Origin of the sequence: Fodinibius salipaludis (assembly GCF_002287075.1) — a bacterium.
Taxonomy (GTDB): Bacteria; Bacteroidota; Rhodothermia; order Balneolales; family Balneolaceae; genus Fodinibius; species Fodinibius salipaludis.
In genome coordinates this window covers 24,092-41,173 of sequence record NZ_NSKE01000011.1, presented here as the reverse complement: position 1 = coordinate 41,173, position 17,082 = coordinate 24,092, and the positions used below count along the sequence as shown (strand labels likewise).

The window sequence follows — 17,082 nt, the reverse complement described above, 5'->3', positions numbered from 1 at the left end:
CTCCTTATCGGGATAACCTCTTTAAATTTCATTACTTTGATAACCTACTTATAATTAGTAATCGTGGACTCGTCTGTGGATCAAAGTCTCCTCCCTGGTAATCCCCATTTACATCAATAATCTCCAGGTTTCTTTTATCCATCTCCTTTTCAAACCAATCCAGTCCATACAACTTTACGCGTTCCCAATATACACGCGGTTTATCGAGTTTATCGCCCGCAAAAGCAATATCTTTGTGGATAGCTCCATTTTTGATATAGCGTTTAATTTCATATCGAATTCCTTGAAACTCTCCCTCCTCTTCAGGCACAAAGTTTTCTTTTACCTTTTCAGCATTTAAATAATCGAGCACAAAAAGCCCTTCATCCCTGAGCATTTTCACGACGCTTTCAAATACCGATGCGTTTTCCTTATCAGTTTTAAAATAACCGAAAGTGGTAAACAGGTTTACAATAGCATCAAATTTTTGGGGCAGCGGTTCTCGCATATCACGTACTTCAAACTGTACGTTCTGCAATCCCTGCTCATCAGCCTTTTCTTTAGCCGTTTTAATCGCCTCTGGTGACAAATCTATACCTGTCACCTCATAACCTCGTTTTGCTAAATTATGGGAATGCCGCCCCCGGCCACATCCGAGGTCAAGGATAGAATGATACTCCTCTAATAGAAGCGTTTGCTCTAAAAATTTAATTAGCCTTTCTGCTTCTTTTTCATCTCGATCGGCGTACAGTTTTTCGTAAAGTGGACTGTCAAACCACTCTTCAAACCAATCCATAAAGCTATTTTATTGCTGTTTACATTATTTTATGCCCGAATGAAGTAAAAAAGTATGCTTATTGCAAACTGATACTTTTATATTTCCCCATCTTTTGATTATTTATAGTTAACAGTGTTAACATTATCCTTCATACTTTTAAGGTTTTATCACCTATATTGCATTATCCTATAAACTAAAATTCACCTTTGCACTTATTGTTTAACCTCAATTAAAAATTTGGAATCTATGCGTAGATTATTTGCTACTATATGTCTTGTTTTATTGTGTTCAGGATCCGCTTTTGCCAGCGGATTTTCGATCTATGAGGCCAGTGTACGAGCCAATGGAGTGCTCGGCGCTTTTTCGGCCTATGCTGATGACGCATCAACTATTTTTTACAATCCCGCCGGCTTAGGTGGATTGGAAGGAATCAATGTGACTGGCGGAGCTACCGTTATTGCTCCCCGCTCTACTTTCCGAAACCTATCCCCGTTGGCTCCCACCGGTCAGAAAACCGTAATGGAGAAGCAGGAATTCCTGGTACCGAACTTCTACGGTTCATATCAAATAACCGATAACCTAACAGCGGGTATAGGGGTAAATGCTCCCTTTGGTCTGGGTACAAAGTGGCCAGACGATTGGGTTGGCAGAGGTTCCTCCATTGAAACCAGTATCGAGACCATATTTGTCACCCCCTCGGTTGGTTATGAGTTTTCTGATACGGGCATCGGTAATATCCGAGTGGGCGCTGGCCTGCGTATTGCAGCACACGGCAAGGTTAAACTGAGCCGCGCAGTAACAAATTTCTCTCCCGAAGGCACCTTTGCCCTCGACGGCGATCTCAAAGAACCTGCCTTTGGATTTAATGCTGGTCTTCAATACGAACCTACCGATAAAGTTACCTTTGGGTTCACCTATCGGAGTAAAGTTACTACAGAATTTGAAGGTGATGCTACTTTTGACAACCTAAGCGTTGGTTTCCCCTCCTCGGCTCAAGGCGGTGCAGAAATTACGTTACCGTCAAGCTATGTACTGGCAGTAAATGTGGAGCCTGTTAAAGGGCTACGCACCGAACTCGACTATGTCTGGTGGGGTTGGTCAAGTTACGACGAACTTGCTATTGAGTTTGATCAACCGATACCGGCACTCGGAGGCAGCACTATTGTAAATGAACGAAATTATAAGGATGCATGGCAGCTTCGTTTTGGGGCTGAATACACCGAACTTCCTGTTGAGGGCTTAACCGTTCGTGGCGGTATTGCGTATGATGAAAACCCCATCCGCGATCGTTATGTAGATCCAACACTGCCCGATTCTGACCGATGGTTGTTTTCAGGCGGATTAAGCTATCAAGTTACCGATTACCTGGCTGTTGATGCCTCATATATCTTTATCCGGGCCAAGCAGCGAAAAGTGACCAACACACATGAGGGCGGCATTGACGGTGTCTATACCACCTACGCCAACCTTCCCGGTCTCGGCTTTACACTGAATTTATAAATGATTAAGGATATTACGCTATGAGTTATTTTAAAAGATATATTAAAGGAATACTTTCGCTGGCGTTAGTGCTGGCTCTTGTAACAGGCTGTGAAGATTATCAGGATCTGGATGTTGAACCGGTAGATACCGGCGATGCTGATTTTTCTTCGTACGTAGCGGTGGGCAATAGCCTTACTGCCGGGTTTCAAAGCAATGCGCTGTATGAAGATGCTCAAAAGTACTCGTTTCCAAACTTGCTGGCCCGTCAACTTCAAATTGAAAACTTTGAGCAACCTCTCATCAGTAATCCCGGTATTGGTGATCCCGGGCGTATTGAGCTAACCAACTTGGAAAGTAGCACTACGCAATACAATACTAATCAAGGTGACCCTATTAATACAGGTATAGGGCAACCTTATAATAATTTGGGTGTTCCAGGCATCAAGGTTGATGCATATCTGAATGCGCCTGATGACAACCCGTTTTATCCGCTGGTTGTAAATGAAGGAAATCCCCAAAACCCCTTGCCAAACATTCATGCGGCCGTTCAAGAATTACAGCCGACCGTCGTTTCATTCTGGCTGGGAAATAATGATATCCTAACCTACGTAACCAGTGGTGGGCTCCGCGAATTTACCAACCCATCTAATTTCCAAACACAGTATGTTTCTGCCATTACCCAGATTCAAAATCTGGAATCTGATCCAACGGTAATAACAGCAAATATACCATCCGTAGCAAGTATTCCATTCGCTACAACCGTTGGCCCCCAGTTCCAAGCTCAAATTGAAGGCAATCAACAAGTACCTGGATTGGTCGTTCAGAAAACCTTCTACCAGGAAAATCAGCAAATTGGGGCGTCAGAGAATCGAGAACCAGCTAGTTTGATTGAAAAAGCCAATCTTGATGATCCTTCTCAAGCACTTGTCTTATTGACGGCACGAGACTATCTGCCTTATGTAGGCGTAAGTGCCAATCCTCAGGCTCCATCATACGATGAAGCAGCTGTTACTGCTATTCTCAATTACTGGAGAGGATATATTGTCAATGCTGGTGTAGCAACAGAGGAAGAAGTTGCCAACTATTCCCAGTCTGATATTGAGGATACCTTGAGGCAAATGACCATTGGGCAATACCAGCAAACATTTGGAGCTGCAGAAGCTCAAACATTTGCCGCAAATTATGATGGCTTTGATTTTGACCAACCATTTGGCCTGAGTTCAAAAAATCCATTTCCAAATCAATTTGTACTGGGAGCAAATGAAATCAGTATTACGAATACTGTAACTGGCATCTTTAATAGCGTTATTGCCTCTCAGGGAGATGTAAACTTTGATGTGAATAGTTTTTTCGATCAGGTCATTCAAGATGGTCAATATACCGATCCCAACTCTAATGTAACCTTACAACCAACCATCGGAAGCTTATTTAGTCTGGATGGTATCCATCCATCGAATCGTGCTCATGCAGCATTAACAAATGAACTGATCGAAACCCTTAACAGTGCCACGAACGGCAATATCGATAAAATAAACGTGTCTAAAATTCCGGAAGGCATTCCGGTTGCCAACTAATAGGCAATAATATGCGTACTAATTCAAAGCGGAGGGTTTTCCCTCCGCTTTTTTTTATTTGTTGGATTTCGATTCCTCCCTGCCCTTTGTATCTTCCGCTGAACTTAAATTGATTGACAGTATGACTTTCAACGAAAAACTCAAGGCGGCCGTACAGACGGCCGATTCTACCCTTTGTGTGGGACTCGATCCCAACCTGGATTTGATGCCAAATCCGATTACCTCCTCGGAGCAATCCGATTCCCAAAAAGTAGAACAGTTTCTCAAAAAAGTAATTGATGTAACCGAAGAGCACTGTGCTGCCTATAAACCAAACCTCGGCTTTTTTGAGGCCTTGGGTGCCAGTGGCTGGGACACGTTTGAAGCTATATTAAATTATATCCCGGACGACAAAATTATAATCGCTGATGCAAAGCGGGGCGATATCAGTTCTACGGCCGAGCATTATGCAAAAGCATTTTTTAAAAAGTTTGAGGTCGACGCGGTTACACTGAATCCTTTAATGGGCTTTGAAACGCTGGAACCTTTTTTAGATGATGTTTCCAAAGGAATTTATGTACTTACGCTTACCTCAAATCCCGGAGCCAAAGATATCCTGCTAAAAAAATTGGCGGGGGGACAAACTATCTCCGGATTTATCGCTAAAGAACTAAACCGCAAGCAGAAGGATAATAAAACATCCATTGGGATGGTTATGGGGGCAACAAAAGCAAACAAATTAGAACCTGTCATCAACAAATTCCCCACATCACCGCTGCTTATTCCGGGGGTTGGCAAACAGGGCGGCTCGATTAAAGCACTCAGCAAATCATTAGAACAACACTCAGGTACTCCTCTTATCAACTCCAGCAGGAGTATCATTTATGCAGGAAACAATGAAATCAATTGGCACCGGCAAGTAGCTGAAGCTGCCAAAAATTATCAACTGAGATTAGCTCCAATAACACAACGATATGTCTAAGAAGAAAACGGTTATTGTATTTACTGATGGTGCCTGCAGCGGAAATCCCGGTCCTGGCGGATGGGGTGTACTTCTGCAGTGGAATGGTGAAGAGAAAGAGCTGACCGGGGGAACAAATGATACGACCAACAACCGCATGGAAATGCGCGCCGTCATTGAAGCCCTAAAGGCACTCAATCAGCCGTGTCACGTAAAAATTCACAGCGACAGTGCGCTTATTGTAAATGCTTTTAAGCAGGGATGGATTGACAGCTGGCAAAAGCGCGGATGGAAAAAAGCGAATAAAAAACCGGTTGAAAACCAAGATTTATGGAAAGAGATGCTTGAGGTTATGAAGCCCCACAAGGTTGAGTGGATTAAAGTAAAAGGACATTCCGATAATGAGCGAAATAACCGTGTGGATGCCTTGGCGGTTGAAGCTTCAAAACGTTTTCAATGATTATAGTTTGCAGGGATTCATTGCAATAAATCCCTGCTTCACAGCTACCTTTGAACATTCATTCTTTCCAAAGCTTTCAAATTTGCGAACGGCTTCATATCCATATCTGCATATAACTTTTGCTGAGTCATCATAGAGCCCGTAATGGCAATCATGGCCGCATTATCGGTACAATAAGCTAACTTTGGGATATGCAAGTTACACCCGGTATTCTCAGCTAATTTTTCAGCTTTTCTTCGCAACATGGAGTTGGCCGATACTCCTCCCGCCAAAGCAACAGTTTTAACTCCGGTATGCTCGATAGCATTGCGCAGTTTTTTAACCAACACCTCTGTTATCGCATGCGATACACTGGCACAAATATCATCCAGATGATTTTTTAAAAACTCCTCTCGATTATCCTGATCCTCCAGAAAGTATTTGACGGATGTTTTGAGTCCTGAAAAGCTGAACTCAAAATCATTATCGAGCATCGCCTGGGGAAAATCATGGAACGAGGGATCACCATGCTCAGATCGCTCATCAATAACCGGTCCCGCCGGATATGGCAATCCCAAAATCTTTCCAATTTTATCAAAAGCTTCCCCTGCGGCATCATCACGAGTTTGTCCCAATAATTCATGCTCAAAAGGTGCTGTCACATGAACAAGTTGGGTATGTCCGCCGGAAACGGTAAGCGACACTAACGGGTACTCAGGTTGATCGTCAATAAAGTTGGCATAAATATGGGCATCCATGTGGTTAACACCCACCAGTGGGATATTACGAGACAGGCACAACCCTTTGGCAAAGCAAATTCCCACCAACAGTGATCCCATTAAACCCGGTCCCTGCGTTACCGCCACGGCATCAATATCAGATAGAGTAATACTTCCCTCATTAAGTGCCTGCTGCACAGTATGCCAAATGGTCTTATGATGCGCCCGCGATGCCAGTTCGGGCACTACCCCTCCGTACTGCTCATGAATCGCCTGAGAAGCTATTATATTTGATTGAAGCCCATCAGGCGTATAGACAGCAGCGGCTGTCTCATCACACGATGACTCTATACCTAAAATATTCATAACACGCTTTATAACATCTATTTAAGTATCATCCTGAATTTATTTCAGAATGACATGAGGTTTTCAAAAGCAAACAAAAATTAAAACAATTGTGATATTTTACGCGATACTCAACATCCGTTTGATCGGCAAGTGCGCACGCTCGGCCAATTCTCCTTCTACTTTTACCTCATGCTGTTCATGCTTCAGTGAATCATACAACTTTTCAAGCGTAATCATCTTCATAAACTCACAAACCGCATTTTCATTGGCCGGATAGAATTTTTTACCCGGATTTTCTTTCCGCATCCGGTGTAAAATACCGGTCTCCGTAGCCACTACAAACTCCTCTGCATCCGACTCTTGTGCTCGGTTCAACATACCGCTTGTTGAATGGATATGCCCATCCTCACAATCAAAATACATTGCTGACTTCATCATGCATGAGGTCGAACATCCGCACTCGGGATGAATAAGCATTTCAGCTTCGGGATATTCTTCCTGCTTTTCAGATAGGTTGAGTTCCCCGATCTTCTCGTGAACGTGGCAAGCACCGTCCCAAATATTGAGGTCGCGTCCGGTAACCATCTCAATATATCCGCCCAAAAACTTATCAGGCAGAAACAGAATCTCTTTATCTTCTGGTATTGTATTAATAACATCTACCGCATTTGAGGAAGTGCAGCAGTAGTCGCACTCTGCTTTTACCGCAGCAGTAGTATTGATATAGGTTACCGTAACAGCATCGGGATGCTCTGCCTTCCATTCTCGCAGCTGCTCGGCGGTAATACTGTCGGCCAGTGAGCAACCAGCTTCTAAATCCGGGATCAGTACCTTTTTATCGGGAGAAATAATCGAGGCTGTTTCAGCCATAAAATGGACACCGCAAAAGATAATCATCTCGGCATCGGTATCTGCTGCCTGGTGCGACAGTCCCAGGGAATCACCGATATAATCAGCGATATCCTGCACTTCAGGAACCATATAATTGTGCCCCAAAATTACGGCGTTCTTTTCCTCTTTAAGTTTCTTAATTCCATCAATTAACTCTTGAGTATCCATAATAATTATTCTGTTTTCATTCTATTTATAAATCTCTTGTAACTGTTGACTAATATCAAAAGCGGTCACTGAATGTGTGAGCGCTCCCACAGAAATAAAATCGACCCCTGTCTGGGCCACTTCGTATATAGTATCTAAAGTAATATTACCGGAGGCCTCTGTTTCAACTTTTCCATCTATTAATTCCACCGCTTCCTTCATCTTAGCAGTACTCATATTATCAAGCATAATAATATCAGCGCCCACGGCTACGGCTTTTCCTACATCATCCAACGAGGTTGTCTCAACTTCAACGCGAACCGAAGGGCTATTCGCGCGAACACGCTGCACAGCACCCTCAATACTTCCAGCTGCTACTATATGATTATCTTTAACCATCGCTAAGTCAAAAAGTCCCATACGATGATTCGTTCCACCGCCGGCAGCAACAGCCTGTTTATCCAGTAGGCGCAAACCTGGTACTGTTTTTCGCGTATCTAATACTTTAGCATCCAACTCCCCGATCGCCTCCACATATTGTCGAGTTGTTGTAGCAATACCCGACATACGCTGAGCAATATTCAATGCAATACGCTCGGCCGTCAAAATAGCCCGGCAACTTCCCTTTATTGTCACGAGGGGTGTTTTCTTTGATACCTTTTCTCCTTCATCTACATGGGAAGACCATTCAACTTGAGGATCCAGCTTTTCAAATACGCGCCGGGCAATAGCAATTCCTGCAACAACTCCTTCTTCCTTTGCAATCCAAACTGCTTTGGCTTGGCAATATTCATCTACAACAGCATCTGTAGTAACATCACCGCTGCCCACATCTTCCTCAAAAGCACGTTCAATAAGTGCTTCAATGACTTCATTTTTTGCTAAAACTGTTTCCATGTTTTTCATTTTCAAATACTCCTACTAACAGGGTTTTCTACATTTTCTTTCTGGTAGTGAATTGATACTGATGAGGTCTGCAACTCAGGGAAATCACTGCGAGTATGAACACCTCTGCTTTCTTCTCTTGCTAAAGCGGAACGACTAATAAATTTCGCTATCTGAATTAATCCTTTTGACCGCAGATAATAATATTCCTTACCAACCGTCGATAGCTGAGCTTCCAAAACTTCCAGTTTTTTTAATGCTTTCTTTAATCCTTCCCTGCTGCGCTTTATTCCCACATATCTACTCAACAATTCTGCCACCTGTTGCTGTAGTTCAATAAATGAGGTCTCCTGCTCATCATCGATCTCAAATTCCATTGATAATGACTGTTGACCCCCGGATAAATCCTGTTCCTTCGCAACATCAACGGCTCGCTTACTAAATACCAGGCATTCCAACAACGAGTTACTGGCCAATCGATTAGCCCCATGAATACCTGTTGCAGCAACTTCACCACAGGCGTATAATCCTTCTATGGATGTCCGTGCATGAAGATCCGTTTCTATGCCCCCAATACAGTAATGAGCCGCAGGAGCCACCGGAATTCCTTTATCTTGCAGGTCAATCCCCTGCTCTTCTATACGCCGAATTAAGGTTGGAAAATGGTTGCGCAGCTTATCAATATTAAGGTGGCTGACATCCAGGTACACGTGACCTGTTTCCTGATGCTGTACCTGTCTGAAAATCTCCTGTGATACGACATCGCGTGGGGCTAATTCTTGCCGGGGATGTTCTGCCATAAAACGTTCACCGATCTCATTATACAACCGGGCCCCCTCGCCTCGTACCGCTTCACTAATTAAAAACGTAGGTTCATCTCCCGCATAGAAAGCCGTGGGATGAAACTGTACAAATTCAAGATCACACAAAGTAGCCCCAGCATTATATCCCAGCCACAGACCATCTCCTGTTGAGGTATGTGGATTAGTGCTTCTTTGATAAAGTCCCGAATACCCTCCGGTAGCTAAAATAGTAACCGGACTTTGAACCGTCAGCAATTGCTTTTTTTGATACAAATAGGCACTGGCTCCCGTACATCGCTCACCATCAGTACACAACTTATAGGCAAAAGCATATTCAATAATCTCAATATTCGACTGTTTCTGTACCAGATCGGTAAAAAATTCGATTAATGCTTTTCCGGTAGCTGCCCCATTAGCGTGGAGTACACGTCGATTTGAATGTCCACCTTCCAATCCAAGTTCAATACTCCCATTTTTAGTATCAAACGGCATTCCAAGTTCTATAAGCTCTTGTACCCGATGCGCGCCTTCTTGCACGAGTATATCAACAGCCTGCTGATTACAGATACCACGCCCGGCCTCAAGGGTATCGTTTTTATGGCTTTCATAGCTGTCTTGATCATTCAAAACAGCGGCAATACCACCTTGCGCCCAATAACTGCTACTGACTTCAAGACTGGATTTAGTGATGAGTGTTACATTACCATATTTACTGGCATGCCAAGCCGCATGCAGGCCGGCTGCACCACTGCCAATGATGAGGAAATCAGTTATTGAGGTGTTACTACTGTTCACTTCTTGGGGTAACTAAAATTCAATCAAATATAAGGCATTCTATGCATCTCACCTAACATCCTTACCCTTTACTGAAATTCGATAACCAAGTACCCGGTACTATTTCTGTTCTATAATTCTCCCACATTATTTGCGCTCAACAATTGAAAAACTGTGTGCGGGTTGTGGTCAACAGAAATAATAAATTTCTATTATTAATATAAAAAAAGCCCTCCGCCGGCTGGCGAAGGGCTTTCCAACTGTATTATTATCTAATAGCTGTTATTCTTTTTCATCGTCATCGACGACTTCAAAGTCAGCGTCAACAGCATCTTCATCATCTTCACTGTCTCCATCAGCTTCGGCGCCAGCGGCTCCGTTTGGAGCTCCAGCTCCGGCGGCTGCTCCTGCAGCGGCTCCCGGTCCGGCAGCACCGGCTCCGGGTTGGCCTTGGGCAGCGCCCTGATAAATTTCTTGTGAAGCTTCTGACCATGCGTTATTCAACTCTTCCATGGCATCATCAAGCTCATCCACTTTCTCTTGATCGTGGAGTTCTTTCACCTTCTCAAGCGCAGCTTCGATTTTCTCTTTGTTTTCGTCAGAGATTTTATCTTCATGCTCATCAAGCTGCTTGCGTGTTGAGAATACAAGACTGTCGGCCTTGTTCAACTTCTCGGCACGCTCGCGAATTCGCTCGTCCTCTTCTTCGTGCTTTTCGGCTTCTTCTTTCATCTTATCGATCTCTTCTTCAGACAATCCGGAAGAAGACTCGATGCGGATGCTCTGCTCTTTGCCGGTGCCTTTATCTTTAGCACTTACATTGAGCACGCCGTCGGCGTCAATATCGAACTTAACCTCAATTTGAGGAACACCGCGCGGTGCCGGAGGAATTCCATCCAAGTGGAAACGTCCAAGTGTTCGGTTATCCTGTGCCTTGGCACGTTCACCCTGTAACACGTGAATTTCTACGCTGGTCTGGTTGTCAGCAGCAGTAGAGAATGTCTCCGTCTTGCTGGTTGGGATGGTTGTATTTGATTCAATAAGCTGTGTTGACACACCACCGAGCGTTTCAATACCGAGCGACAGCGGGGTAACATCAAGCAATACAACATCGTCGACATCGCCGGACATTACACCACCTTGAATTGCAGCCCCTACAGCTACAACTTCATCGGGATTTACGCCCTTACTTGGATCTTTGCCAAAGAAATCTTTCACAATTTCCTGAATTTTCGGGATTCGTGTAGATCCACCAACCAGAATAACCTCATCGATATCATTTTTGGAAAGATCCGCATCATCCAGAACCTTCTGGCAAGGATCGAACGTCTTCTGGACCAAATCATCAATCATCTTTTCAAACTGCGAACGAGTGATGTCAATGTTCAGATGCTTAGGTCCGGAATCTGTAGCCGTAATAAACGGCAGGTTCACATTCGTTTTTTGTGAACTTGACAGCTCAACCTTAGCTTTCTCGGCAGCATCTTTAAGTCGCTGCATCGCCATCGGATCTTCACGAAGATCAATGCCTTCATCTTTCTTAAACTCCTTGGCCAAGTGATCAATCAGACGAGAGTCAAAGTCGTCTCCACCTAAGTGGGTATCACCACTTGTGGATTTCACCTCAAACACGCCATCGCCAAGTTCCAGAATGGAGATATCAAATGTACCTCCACCCAGGTCATACACCGCAATGGTCATATCATCGTCCTTCTTATCAAGACCATATGCCAGCGAAGCGGCGGTAGGCTCATTGATAATTCGTTTCACATCGAGACCGGCAATCTCACCCGCTTCCTGCGTAGCTTTACGCTGCGCGTCGTTAAAATAAGCCGGAACGGTAATAACCGCTTCTGTTACATCTTCACCGAGATATTCTTCTGCGGTCTGTTTCATCTTTTGAAGCACCATGGCAGAGATTTCCTGCGGTGCATATTTGCGATCTTCAATCTGAACGCGGGCCGTATCATTGTCACCTTTTACAATTTCGTAAGAAGCTTGCTTGGCCTCTTCTTTCACTTCGTCGTAGAAGCGACCCATAAAACGTTTGATTGAAGAGATCGTTTTTTCGGGGTTCGTAATAGCTTGTCGTTTAGCAGGTGCACCAACTAAACGTTCACCGTCTTTGGAGAAAGCCACAACCGATGGGGTTGTTCGGCCGCCTTCTGAGTTTTGAATAACAGTAGGCTCATTGCCCTCCATTACGGCAACGCAGGAGTTGGTTGTACCTAAGTCAATTCCTATAATCTTTCCCATAATAGTAGTTTATGATTTTTTGTTGTTTGTTTAATTCTTTGTGCAATTTCTTGTGTTTCATATCATCCCGAACTCGTTTCGGGATCAATGAACAATAATTTGTTTCGCAGTGCAGATGCTGACCCCGAATACTCGGGACAGCATGCCACTCAATTTTTTACTTGATCGGAATCGATTCTGCATCACTGAGAACATCCGATTTGGGCATTGTAATCGTTAATACCCCATTTCGAAATACCGCATCAATTTCAGCAGTATTCACATTTTCAGGCAGCGCAAACGAACGCGAAAATACACCCGTTGAACGCTCCTGGCGACGATAAACCTCAGAATCATCTAATTCTTCAGCCCGTTCGCCTTTGACTGTTAAAACATGCTCTTTGAGAGCAATATTAATTTCCTTCTTAGACAACCCAGGCAAATCCAGTTTAATCGCATAGGTTTCATCACTTTCCACAATATCACAAGCCGGGGTAAAATCGTGTCCTCTATCTTCAAGAGGTACAATACGTTCTACAAAATTTTGTATATCCTTTCCCAGCTTATTCAGCTGTCGTTCAATATCAACTGTAAAGTCATTCATGGATTTACCCATTTGTTTCAAATTCACTTTTATATGAGCAATCACAATGCCAAGCTGTAAAGGTGGGATACTTTTATGACGTATTGGCATTATTACGTCATCAACAAGAGTGAATTGTCAGATTTGCGGAATGAGCAATCAATTCGTCAGAAGTGACAGATCACCCCAAAACGATGGGTAAGAAATGGCAGTACATTCAGCGCCCTGTATTTGCGACGACTTATTTCCCAACATACTCAATACTGCGGCTGACATGGCAATACGGTGATCATGATAACTTTGATAGGATGCAGATTCCGGAACAAAGTCGGGATCTCCTTTAATTTCCAATCCATCCTCGTATTCGGTAAAGTCGACACCGGCCTTTCCAAGCATCTCAGCCATCGCCGCTAACCGATCCGTTTCTTTATGTCTCAACTCCTCTGCCCCCGATATGCGGGAAACGCCATCAGAAAAAAGCATGGCTATCATCAGTATTGGAATTTCATCAATACAATTAGGGACTATCTCTTCAGTAATTTCAACAGGCTGCAACGCTGAGCTTGCCACGCGCAGATCAGCAACCGGTTCTGCCCCCTCATCGTGTTCATTATTCACAGTAATATCAGCACCCATTTGTTCCAGGATATCGAGGGCCCCAAAACGGGTTGGATTCATTCCTACATTAGGCAGCGTAATTTCTGCATTGGGATGGATGGCCCCGGCCACCAGCCAAAAGGCAGCAGCCGAAAAGTCGTTGGGAATACGATATGACTGTTCTGGGATATTATCTTCCCGCGATGAATAAATATGCTTTTCTTCCCCTTTTTCTTCAATTGTCAGGTTTAGCAATCGCTCGGTGTGATCGCGACTGGGAAGTGTTTCTATCACTTCGGTCTGTTCATCCCCAAACAACCCCGCCAACAACACACATGATTTTAGCTGGGCACTGGGAATAGGCAATGGAAAGTACAGCGGTTTTAATGGCCCGGGACGGCTAATTTCCAACGGAGCAAAATCATCCTTCCGAGCAGTAATTTCTGCTCCCATCTCGGTAAGCGGATCAATAATTCGTTTCATCGTTCGGGCTGACAAGGATTCATCTCCCACAAGCCGCGCCGGAATTCCCGCTCCTGCAATAATCCCGCTCAACAGACGCATGGTAGTACCGGAGTTACCACAGTCTAAATCTCCTTCCGGCGACTGCAGCCCATCCCTGCCTACACCTTCAACTTCAACAGTATTGCCATCTTCATACACGGTCACTCCCAATCCCCGCATACAATTGATAGTACTGTGAGGATCTGCAGCAGATGAGAAGTTACGGATAACAGATCTACCTTCGTGCAACGCGGCAAACATTACCGACCGGTGCGAAATTGATTTATCAGGAGGCAGCTTTATTTTTCCGTTTAGAGCTCGGGCGGGACGTACTTCTTTATTCATAATTTACTGTGAATCCAATAATTTCTGTGCATCCTTAGCCTGCGGTGTTTCGGGATGATCTTCGATCAAAGTATTGAGTGTGGAGCGAGCTTCCCCCCGTTGGCCCATCTGAATATAACTCTCCGCCTGTCGCAACAACGCTCTGGCAACCCAATCACTAAACGCCTCATACAAAATATTCACGTTGGCATAGGCTTTAACAGCTTGTTCAAAATTACCCTGCTGTTGATGAATTTCTCCCAAGTAGTATTGGGCCTCAGCTCCCACTTCCGTCGTATTCGATTCGGCAATGGGTGACAATAGCTCTTGTGCTCGTTGATAATTTTCCTTTTCAATAGCAATTTTCGCCAATCCTACCTTGGCTGCCTCATAATCAGCATTATTATCAAGTGCAGCCTGATAGTGTTTTTCAGCTTCGGACAAATTATTCATTGCCAACTGGGCATTCCCCATACCGATGTATGCCTCCTCTCGATATTTTTGCTGCTGTTCTGCAAGACGACTAAAGTATTCAAAAGACTGTTTATAATTTACCCGCGAATAGGCAATACGTCCCAATGACGCCAGTGAAGGTCCCACGCGTTCAGAATCAGGGAATTCATTAACAATCATCTCGTATTCATCCACCGCCTTGGCAATCTGATCGGTTTGCTCATAAGCATTGGCCAGGTTAAAATGGGCATCCGGCAATAACTCCCGGTTATTGGTAATTCTGATATATTGCTGAAATTCGTCAATAGCTGCCTGGTAATTACCCGACTGCATACGATTATCGGCCTGACGAAACCGCAGTCTGTCAGCCATCGAAGTTTGGGGATGATCAGCAATGAAATCCTCCAACACAGCTGAGCTTGAATCAGCCTGTCCCAACGACATCTGAGAATACTGAATCCCATTAACCGCCTCTATAATATACTCGCTCTGCGGATACCCCTCCATCACATCCTTGTATGCGGTAATAGCTTTTTCATAATCACCGGCATTGTAATAGGCATCGCCGATATTGTACTGGGCGCGCGCCGCCCATTCCGTATTCGGATACTTGTTAATAACCTCCTGAAACTCTTCAACCGCCTGCGTATAATTTCCGGTATTTAAATAGATATAGGCAATATTATACTGGGCCTGCTCCACAAACTGACTATAAGGATAAATTCTCAGGAATCGCCGGAATGTTGTAACCGCCTCATAAGTCTGTTCATCCCGATAATAGCTATTCGCCATTTGATACATGGCATAGTCGCCGCCGGGTTCAGCTCCTATCACATCCTGATAGTAAGAAATAGCATTTTCATAATCGTTAATCGCATAATAGGCATCTCCAATTCGCAGTTGCGTATCAGTATCATAGGGATATAATGCCACATCAGGCGCATCATAATCCTGATAAAAGGTTTTAAATGGGTCAATAGCCTGCTCGTAATCCCCGTTTTTAAAATAACTCCAGCCCAGTGCATAATTCGCCGGACCAACCATCTCATGGTCGGGATAGCGATTAATAAATTCAGCAAACTGTTCGACAGCCTGACCATAGCGCTGCATCTGGTAGAGGGCATCAGCGCTCCAGAAAAGAGATTCTTGTCCCAACTTGGTATCGGGCGCCTCAGTATATACCGATCTAAAAATTGGCTGAGCCTGCTCGTAGGCCTGATTACTGTACTGAACCCACGCCTTTTGAAACTTAGCCTGGCGCTTTATTGCGGGATCAACATCTGTAACTTTTTCGGCCGCATCAAAAGCTTGTAAGGCTCGAGTATATTCTTTATTCGCAAAATAGGCTTCGCCCAGCAGAGTATAGACTTTGCCTTTCCAGTCCAGCTCACGATCACTCCGAACCAACGGCAACAACGCATCAATAGCCTCGGTATGCCGACCAACTTCGTAAGCCGTGATGGCCCATTCATAATACGCCTGTTCTACCCAGAGCCCTTCTTGAAAACGATCCCCAAACGTGCGGAAGGTATTTAATGCATCAGCATATCGAGAACCAAGCTTTTCATTAACCGCCTTATAGTAAAGTGCCTTTCGGGCTGTTTCATCATCACCTTCAGCCGCTTTGCCAAATTCATCCGCAGCCCAGTGATAAATCTCCTGCTTATGATACAACCAACCCAATCCATAGTGAGCTACCCGTACTTCATCAGTTCCTTCTTTCATATTTATGTATTGCTTGTAATACCTTGAGGCTTCGTCATAATCACCCAGGTAATTACTGCTCTCGGCAATTAAATAAACCGCTTTGGAACGCAGCTCATCATTAAGATGCGGCATCGCGTTTTTAAGAGCCTCTATAGCTTCTTGGTAATGACCCTGCTGATAATACGACTCTCCCAGTGCCGTACCCACGCGGCGGCTCATTTCATTATTAGGATAACGGTCTTTTAGAATCTCAAACGAAGTCGTTGCAGAATCATACTTGGTTTCACTCAGATATAAACGCCCCCGAGTATATAATGCTTTGGGAGCCCACTTGCTTTTGGGATATTCATCAGCCAACGTCATAAAATACTGGCGCGCCTGCACAAAATTACTGTCGGATGCAGCCGATTCGCCCATCCAGTAATAGGCCTTGGCCGACTCTTTATTATTCAATCCTAATTTTTGGGCACGACTATAATACGTTTCTGCCTGTTTGTAATGACCAGCGCTATCGGCCTGCTGACCAAGATCAAAAAGCAGCTTTGAAGAATAGTTAGAAAAAGGGTAATCATTAATAAACTCCTCAAAATGTACCGTCTTGTTAGTGCTATCCGTTTTAGCCTTGGCTCGTGCCAAATAATAATTGGCTGTTGTAACAAGCTGATGATCCTCTTGAGTTTGTAAAAAATGCTTGAGCTCAGTTATAGACTCTTCAAAAAGTCCGTTATTAAAAAGAGTAACTGCATTATCAAAATCTTGGGAAGCAGATTCTTGCACTTCTTGTGCTTGGAGTTGCAAAAATCCGGTGAGTATACTGATGAGTAGTAAGCTAATTATTCTACGCACGTTTACCATTGATCAAGTAAAATTCAGGTTTCAGTTATTACTGAATATACCAAGAATTGGAGTTTTGTTCCGCA

At 44.1% G+C, this 17,082-nt stretch carries 13 protein-coding genes; 4 read left to right on the top strand and 9 right to left on the bottom strand.

Annotation, left to right across the window (positions count from 1 at the left end; translation table 11 throughout):
• Positions 1–31 precede the first annotated feature (31 nt).
• Complete coding sequence (locus CK503_RS13795) at positions 32–775, bottom strand: SAM-dependent methyltransferase (protein WP_095607415.1); 744 nt, start codon at positions 773–775, stop codon at positions 32–34.
• 228 nt (positions 776–1,003) lie between these two features.
• On the opposite strand from CK503_RS13795, the gene CK503_RS13790 reads away from it, so the two are divergent.
• The 4 genes from CK503_RS13790 to rnhA all read left to right on the top strand — a co-directional run bounded on the left by CK503_RS13790 (position 1,004) and on the right by rnhA (position 5,213).
• Positions 1,004–2,257: an OmpP1/FadL family transporter gene (locus CK503_RS13790; protein ID WP_095607414.1), complete on the top strand. Its 1,254-nt coding sequence runs from the start codon at positions 1,004–1,006 to the stop codon at positions 2,255–2,257.
• A gap of 20 nt (positions 2,258–2,277) precedes the next feature.
• Complete coding sequence (locus CK503_RS13785) at positions 2,278–3,813, top strand: SGNH/GDSL hydrolase family protein (RefSeq protein WP_095607413.1); 1,536 nt, start codon at positions 2,278–2,280, stop codon at positions 3,811–3,813.
• Positions 3,814–3,934: 121 nt separating this feature from the next.
• Positions 3,935–4,774 carry an orotidine-5'-phosphate decarboxylase gene (gene pyrF / locus CK503_RS13780; protein WP_095607490.1) on the top strand — a complete coding sequence of 280 codons (840 nt, stop codon included), beginning with the start codon at positions 3,935–3,937 and terminating at the stop codon, positions 4,772–4,774.
• Positions 4,767–5,213, top strand: coding sequence for a ribonuclease HI (rnhA, locus tag CK503_RS13775; RefSeq protein WP_095607412.1), 447 nt, complete (start codon positions 4,767–4,769; stop codon positions 5,211–5,213). Before pyrF ends, rnhA begins: the two co-directional genes overlap by 8 nt.
• Positions 5,214–5,257: 44 nt before the next feature.
• Here rnhA and tsaD read toward each other — a convergent pair whose 3' ends face one another.
• The 8 genes from tsaD to CK503_RS13735 form a co-directional block, all read right to left on the bottom strand.
• On the bottom strand, positions 5,258–6,277 hold the full coding sequence (gene tsaD / locus CK503_RS13770) for a tRNA (adenosine(37)-N6)-threonylcarbamoyltransferase complex transferase subunit TsaD (protein ID WP_095607411.1): 1,020 nt from the start codon (positions 6,275–6,277) through the stop codon (positions 5,258–5,260).
• A gap of 99 nt (positions 6,278–6,376) precedes the next feature.
• Positions 6,377–7,318, bottom strand: coding sequence for a quinolinate synthase NadA (gene nadA / locus CK503_RS13765; protein WP_176466321.1), 942 nt, complete (start codon positions 7,316–7,318; stop codon positions 6,377–6,379).
• 21 nt (positions 7,319–7,339) lie between these two features.
• On the bottom strand, positions 7,340–8,194 hold the full coding sequence (nadC, locus tag CK503_RS13760; RefSeq protein WP_095607489.1) for a carboxylating nicotinate-nucleotide diphosphorylase: 855 nt from the start codon (positions 8,192–8,194) through the stop codon (positions 7,340–7,342).
• 11 nt (positions 8,195–8,205) lie between these two features.
• Complete coding sequence (gene nadB, locus CK503_RS13755; protein ID WP_095607409.1) at positions 8,206–9,780, bottom strand: L-aspartate oxidase; 1,575 nt, start codon at positions 9,778–9,780, stop codon at positions 8,206–8,208.
• A 261-nt stretch (positions 9,781–10,041) separates the two neighbouring features.
• On the bottom strand, positions 10,042–12,015 hold the full coding sequence (gene dnaK / locus CK503_RS13750) for a molecular chaperone DnaK (RefSeq protein ID WP_095607408.1): 1,974 nt from the start codon (positions 12,013–12,015) through the stop codon (positions 10,042–10,044).
• A gap of 157 nt (positions 12,016–12,172) precedes the next feature.
• Complete coding sequence (locus tag CK503_RS13745) at positions 12,173–12,598, bottom strand: Hsp20/alpha crystallin family protein (RefSeq protein WP_095607407.1); 426 nt, start codon at positions 12,596–12,598, stop codon at positions 12,173–12,175.
• A 138-nt stretch (positions 12,599–12,736) separates the two neighbouring features.
• On the bottom strand, positions 12,737–14,023 hold the full coding sequence (gene aroA / locus CK503_RS13740) for a 3-phosphoshikimate 1-carboxyvinyltransferase (protein WP_095607406.1): 1,287 nt from the start codon (positions 14,021–14,023) through the stop codon (positions 12,737–12,739).
• 3 nt (positions 14,024–14,026) lie between these two features.
• Entirely contained in the window at positions 14,027–17,008 is a 2,982-nt protein-coding gene (locus tag CK503_RS13735; RefSeq protein WP_255233433.1) for a tetratricopeptide repeat protein, read from the bottom strand.
• Positions 17,009–17,082 lie beyond the last annotated feature (74 nt).

Bases quoted from the DNA above. Each gene is read 5' to 3' on its own strand.
- CK503_RS13795 (WP_095607415.1), bottom strand. From the start codon at position 775: ATGGATTGGTTTGAAGAGTGGTTTGACAGTCCACTTTACGAAAAACTG.
- CK503_RS13790 (WP_095607414.1), top strand. From the start codon at position 1,004: ATGCGTAGATTATTTGCTACTATATGTCTTGTTTTATTGTGTTCAGGA.
- CK503_RS13785 (WP_095607413.1), top strand. From the start codon at position 2,278: ATGAGTTATTTTAAAAGATATATTAAAGGAATACTTTCGCTGGCGTTA.
- pyrF (WP_095607490.1), top strand. From the start codon at position 3,935: ATGACTTTCAACGAAAAACTCAAGGCGGCCGTACAGACGGCCGATTCT.
- rnhA (WP_095607412.1), top strand. From the start codon at position 4,767: ATGTCTAAGAAGAAAACGGTTATTGTATTTACTGATGGTGCCTGCAGC.
- tsaD (WP_095607411.1), bottom strand. From the start codon at position 6,277: ATGAATATTTTAGGTATAGAGTCATCGTGTGATGAGACAGCCGCTGCT.
- nadA (WP_176466321.1), bottom strand. From the start codon at position 7,318: ATGGATACTCAAGAGTTAATTGATGGAATTAAGAAACTTAAAGAGGAA.
- nadC (WP_095607489.1), bottom strand. From the start codon at position 8,194: ATGGAAACAGTTTTAGCAAAAAATGAAGTCATTGAAGCACTTATTGAA.
- dnaK (WP_095607408.1), bottom strand. From the start codon at position 12,015: ATGGGAAAGATTATAGGAATTGACTTAGGTACAACCAACTCCTGCGTT.
- CK503_RS13745 (WP_095607407.1), bottom strand. From the start codon at position 12,598: ATGAATGACTTTACAGTTGATATTGAACGACAGCTGAATAAGCTGGGA.
- aroA (WP_095607406.1), bottom strand. From the start codon at position 14,023: ATGAATAAAGAAGTACGTCCCGCCCGAGCTCTAAACGGAAAAATAAAG.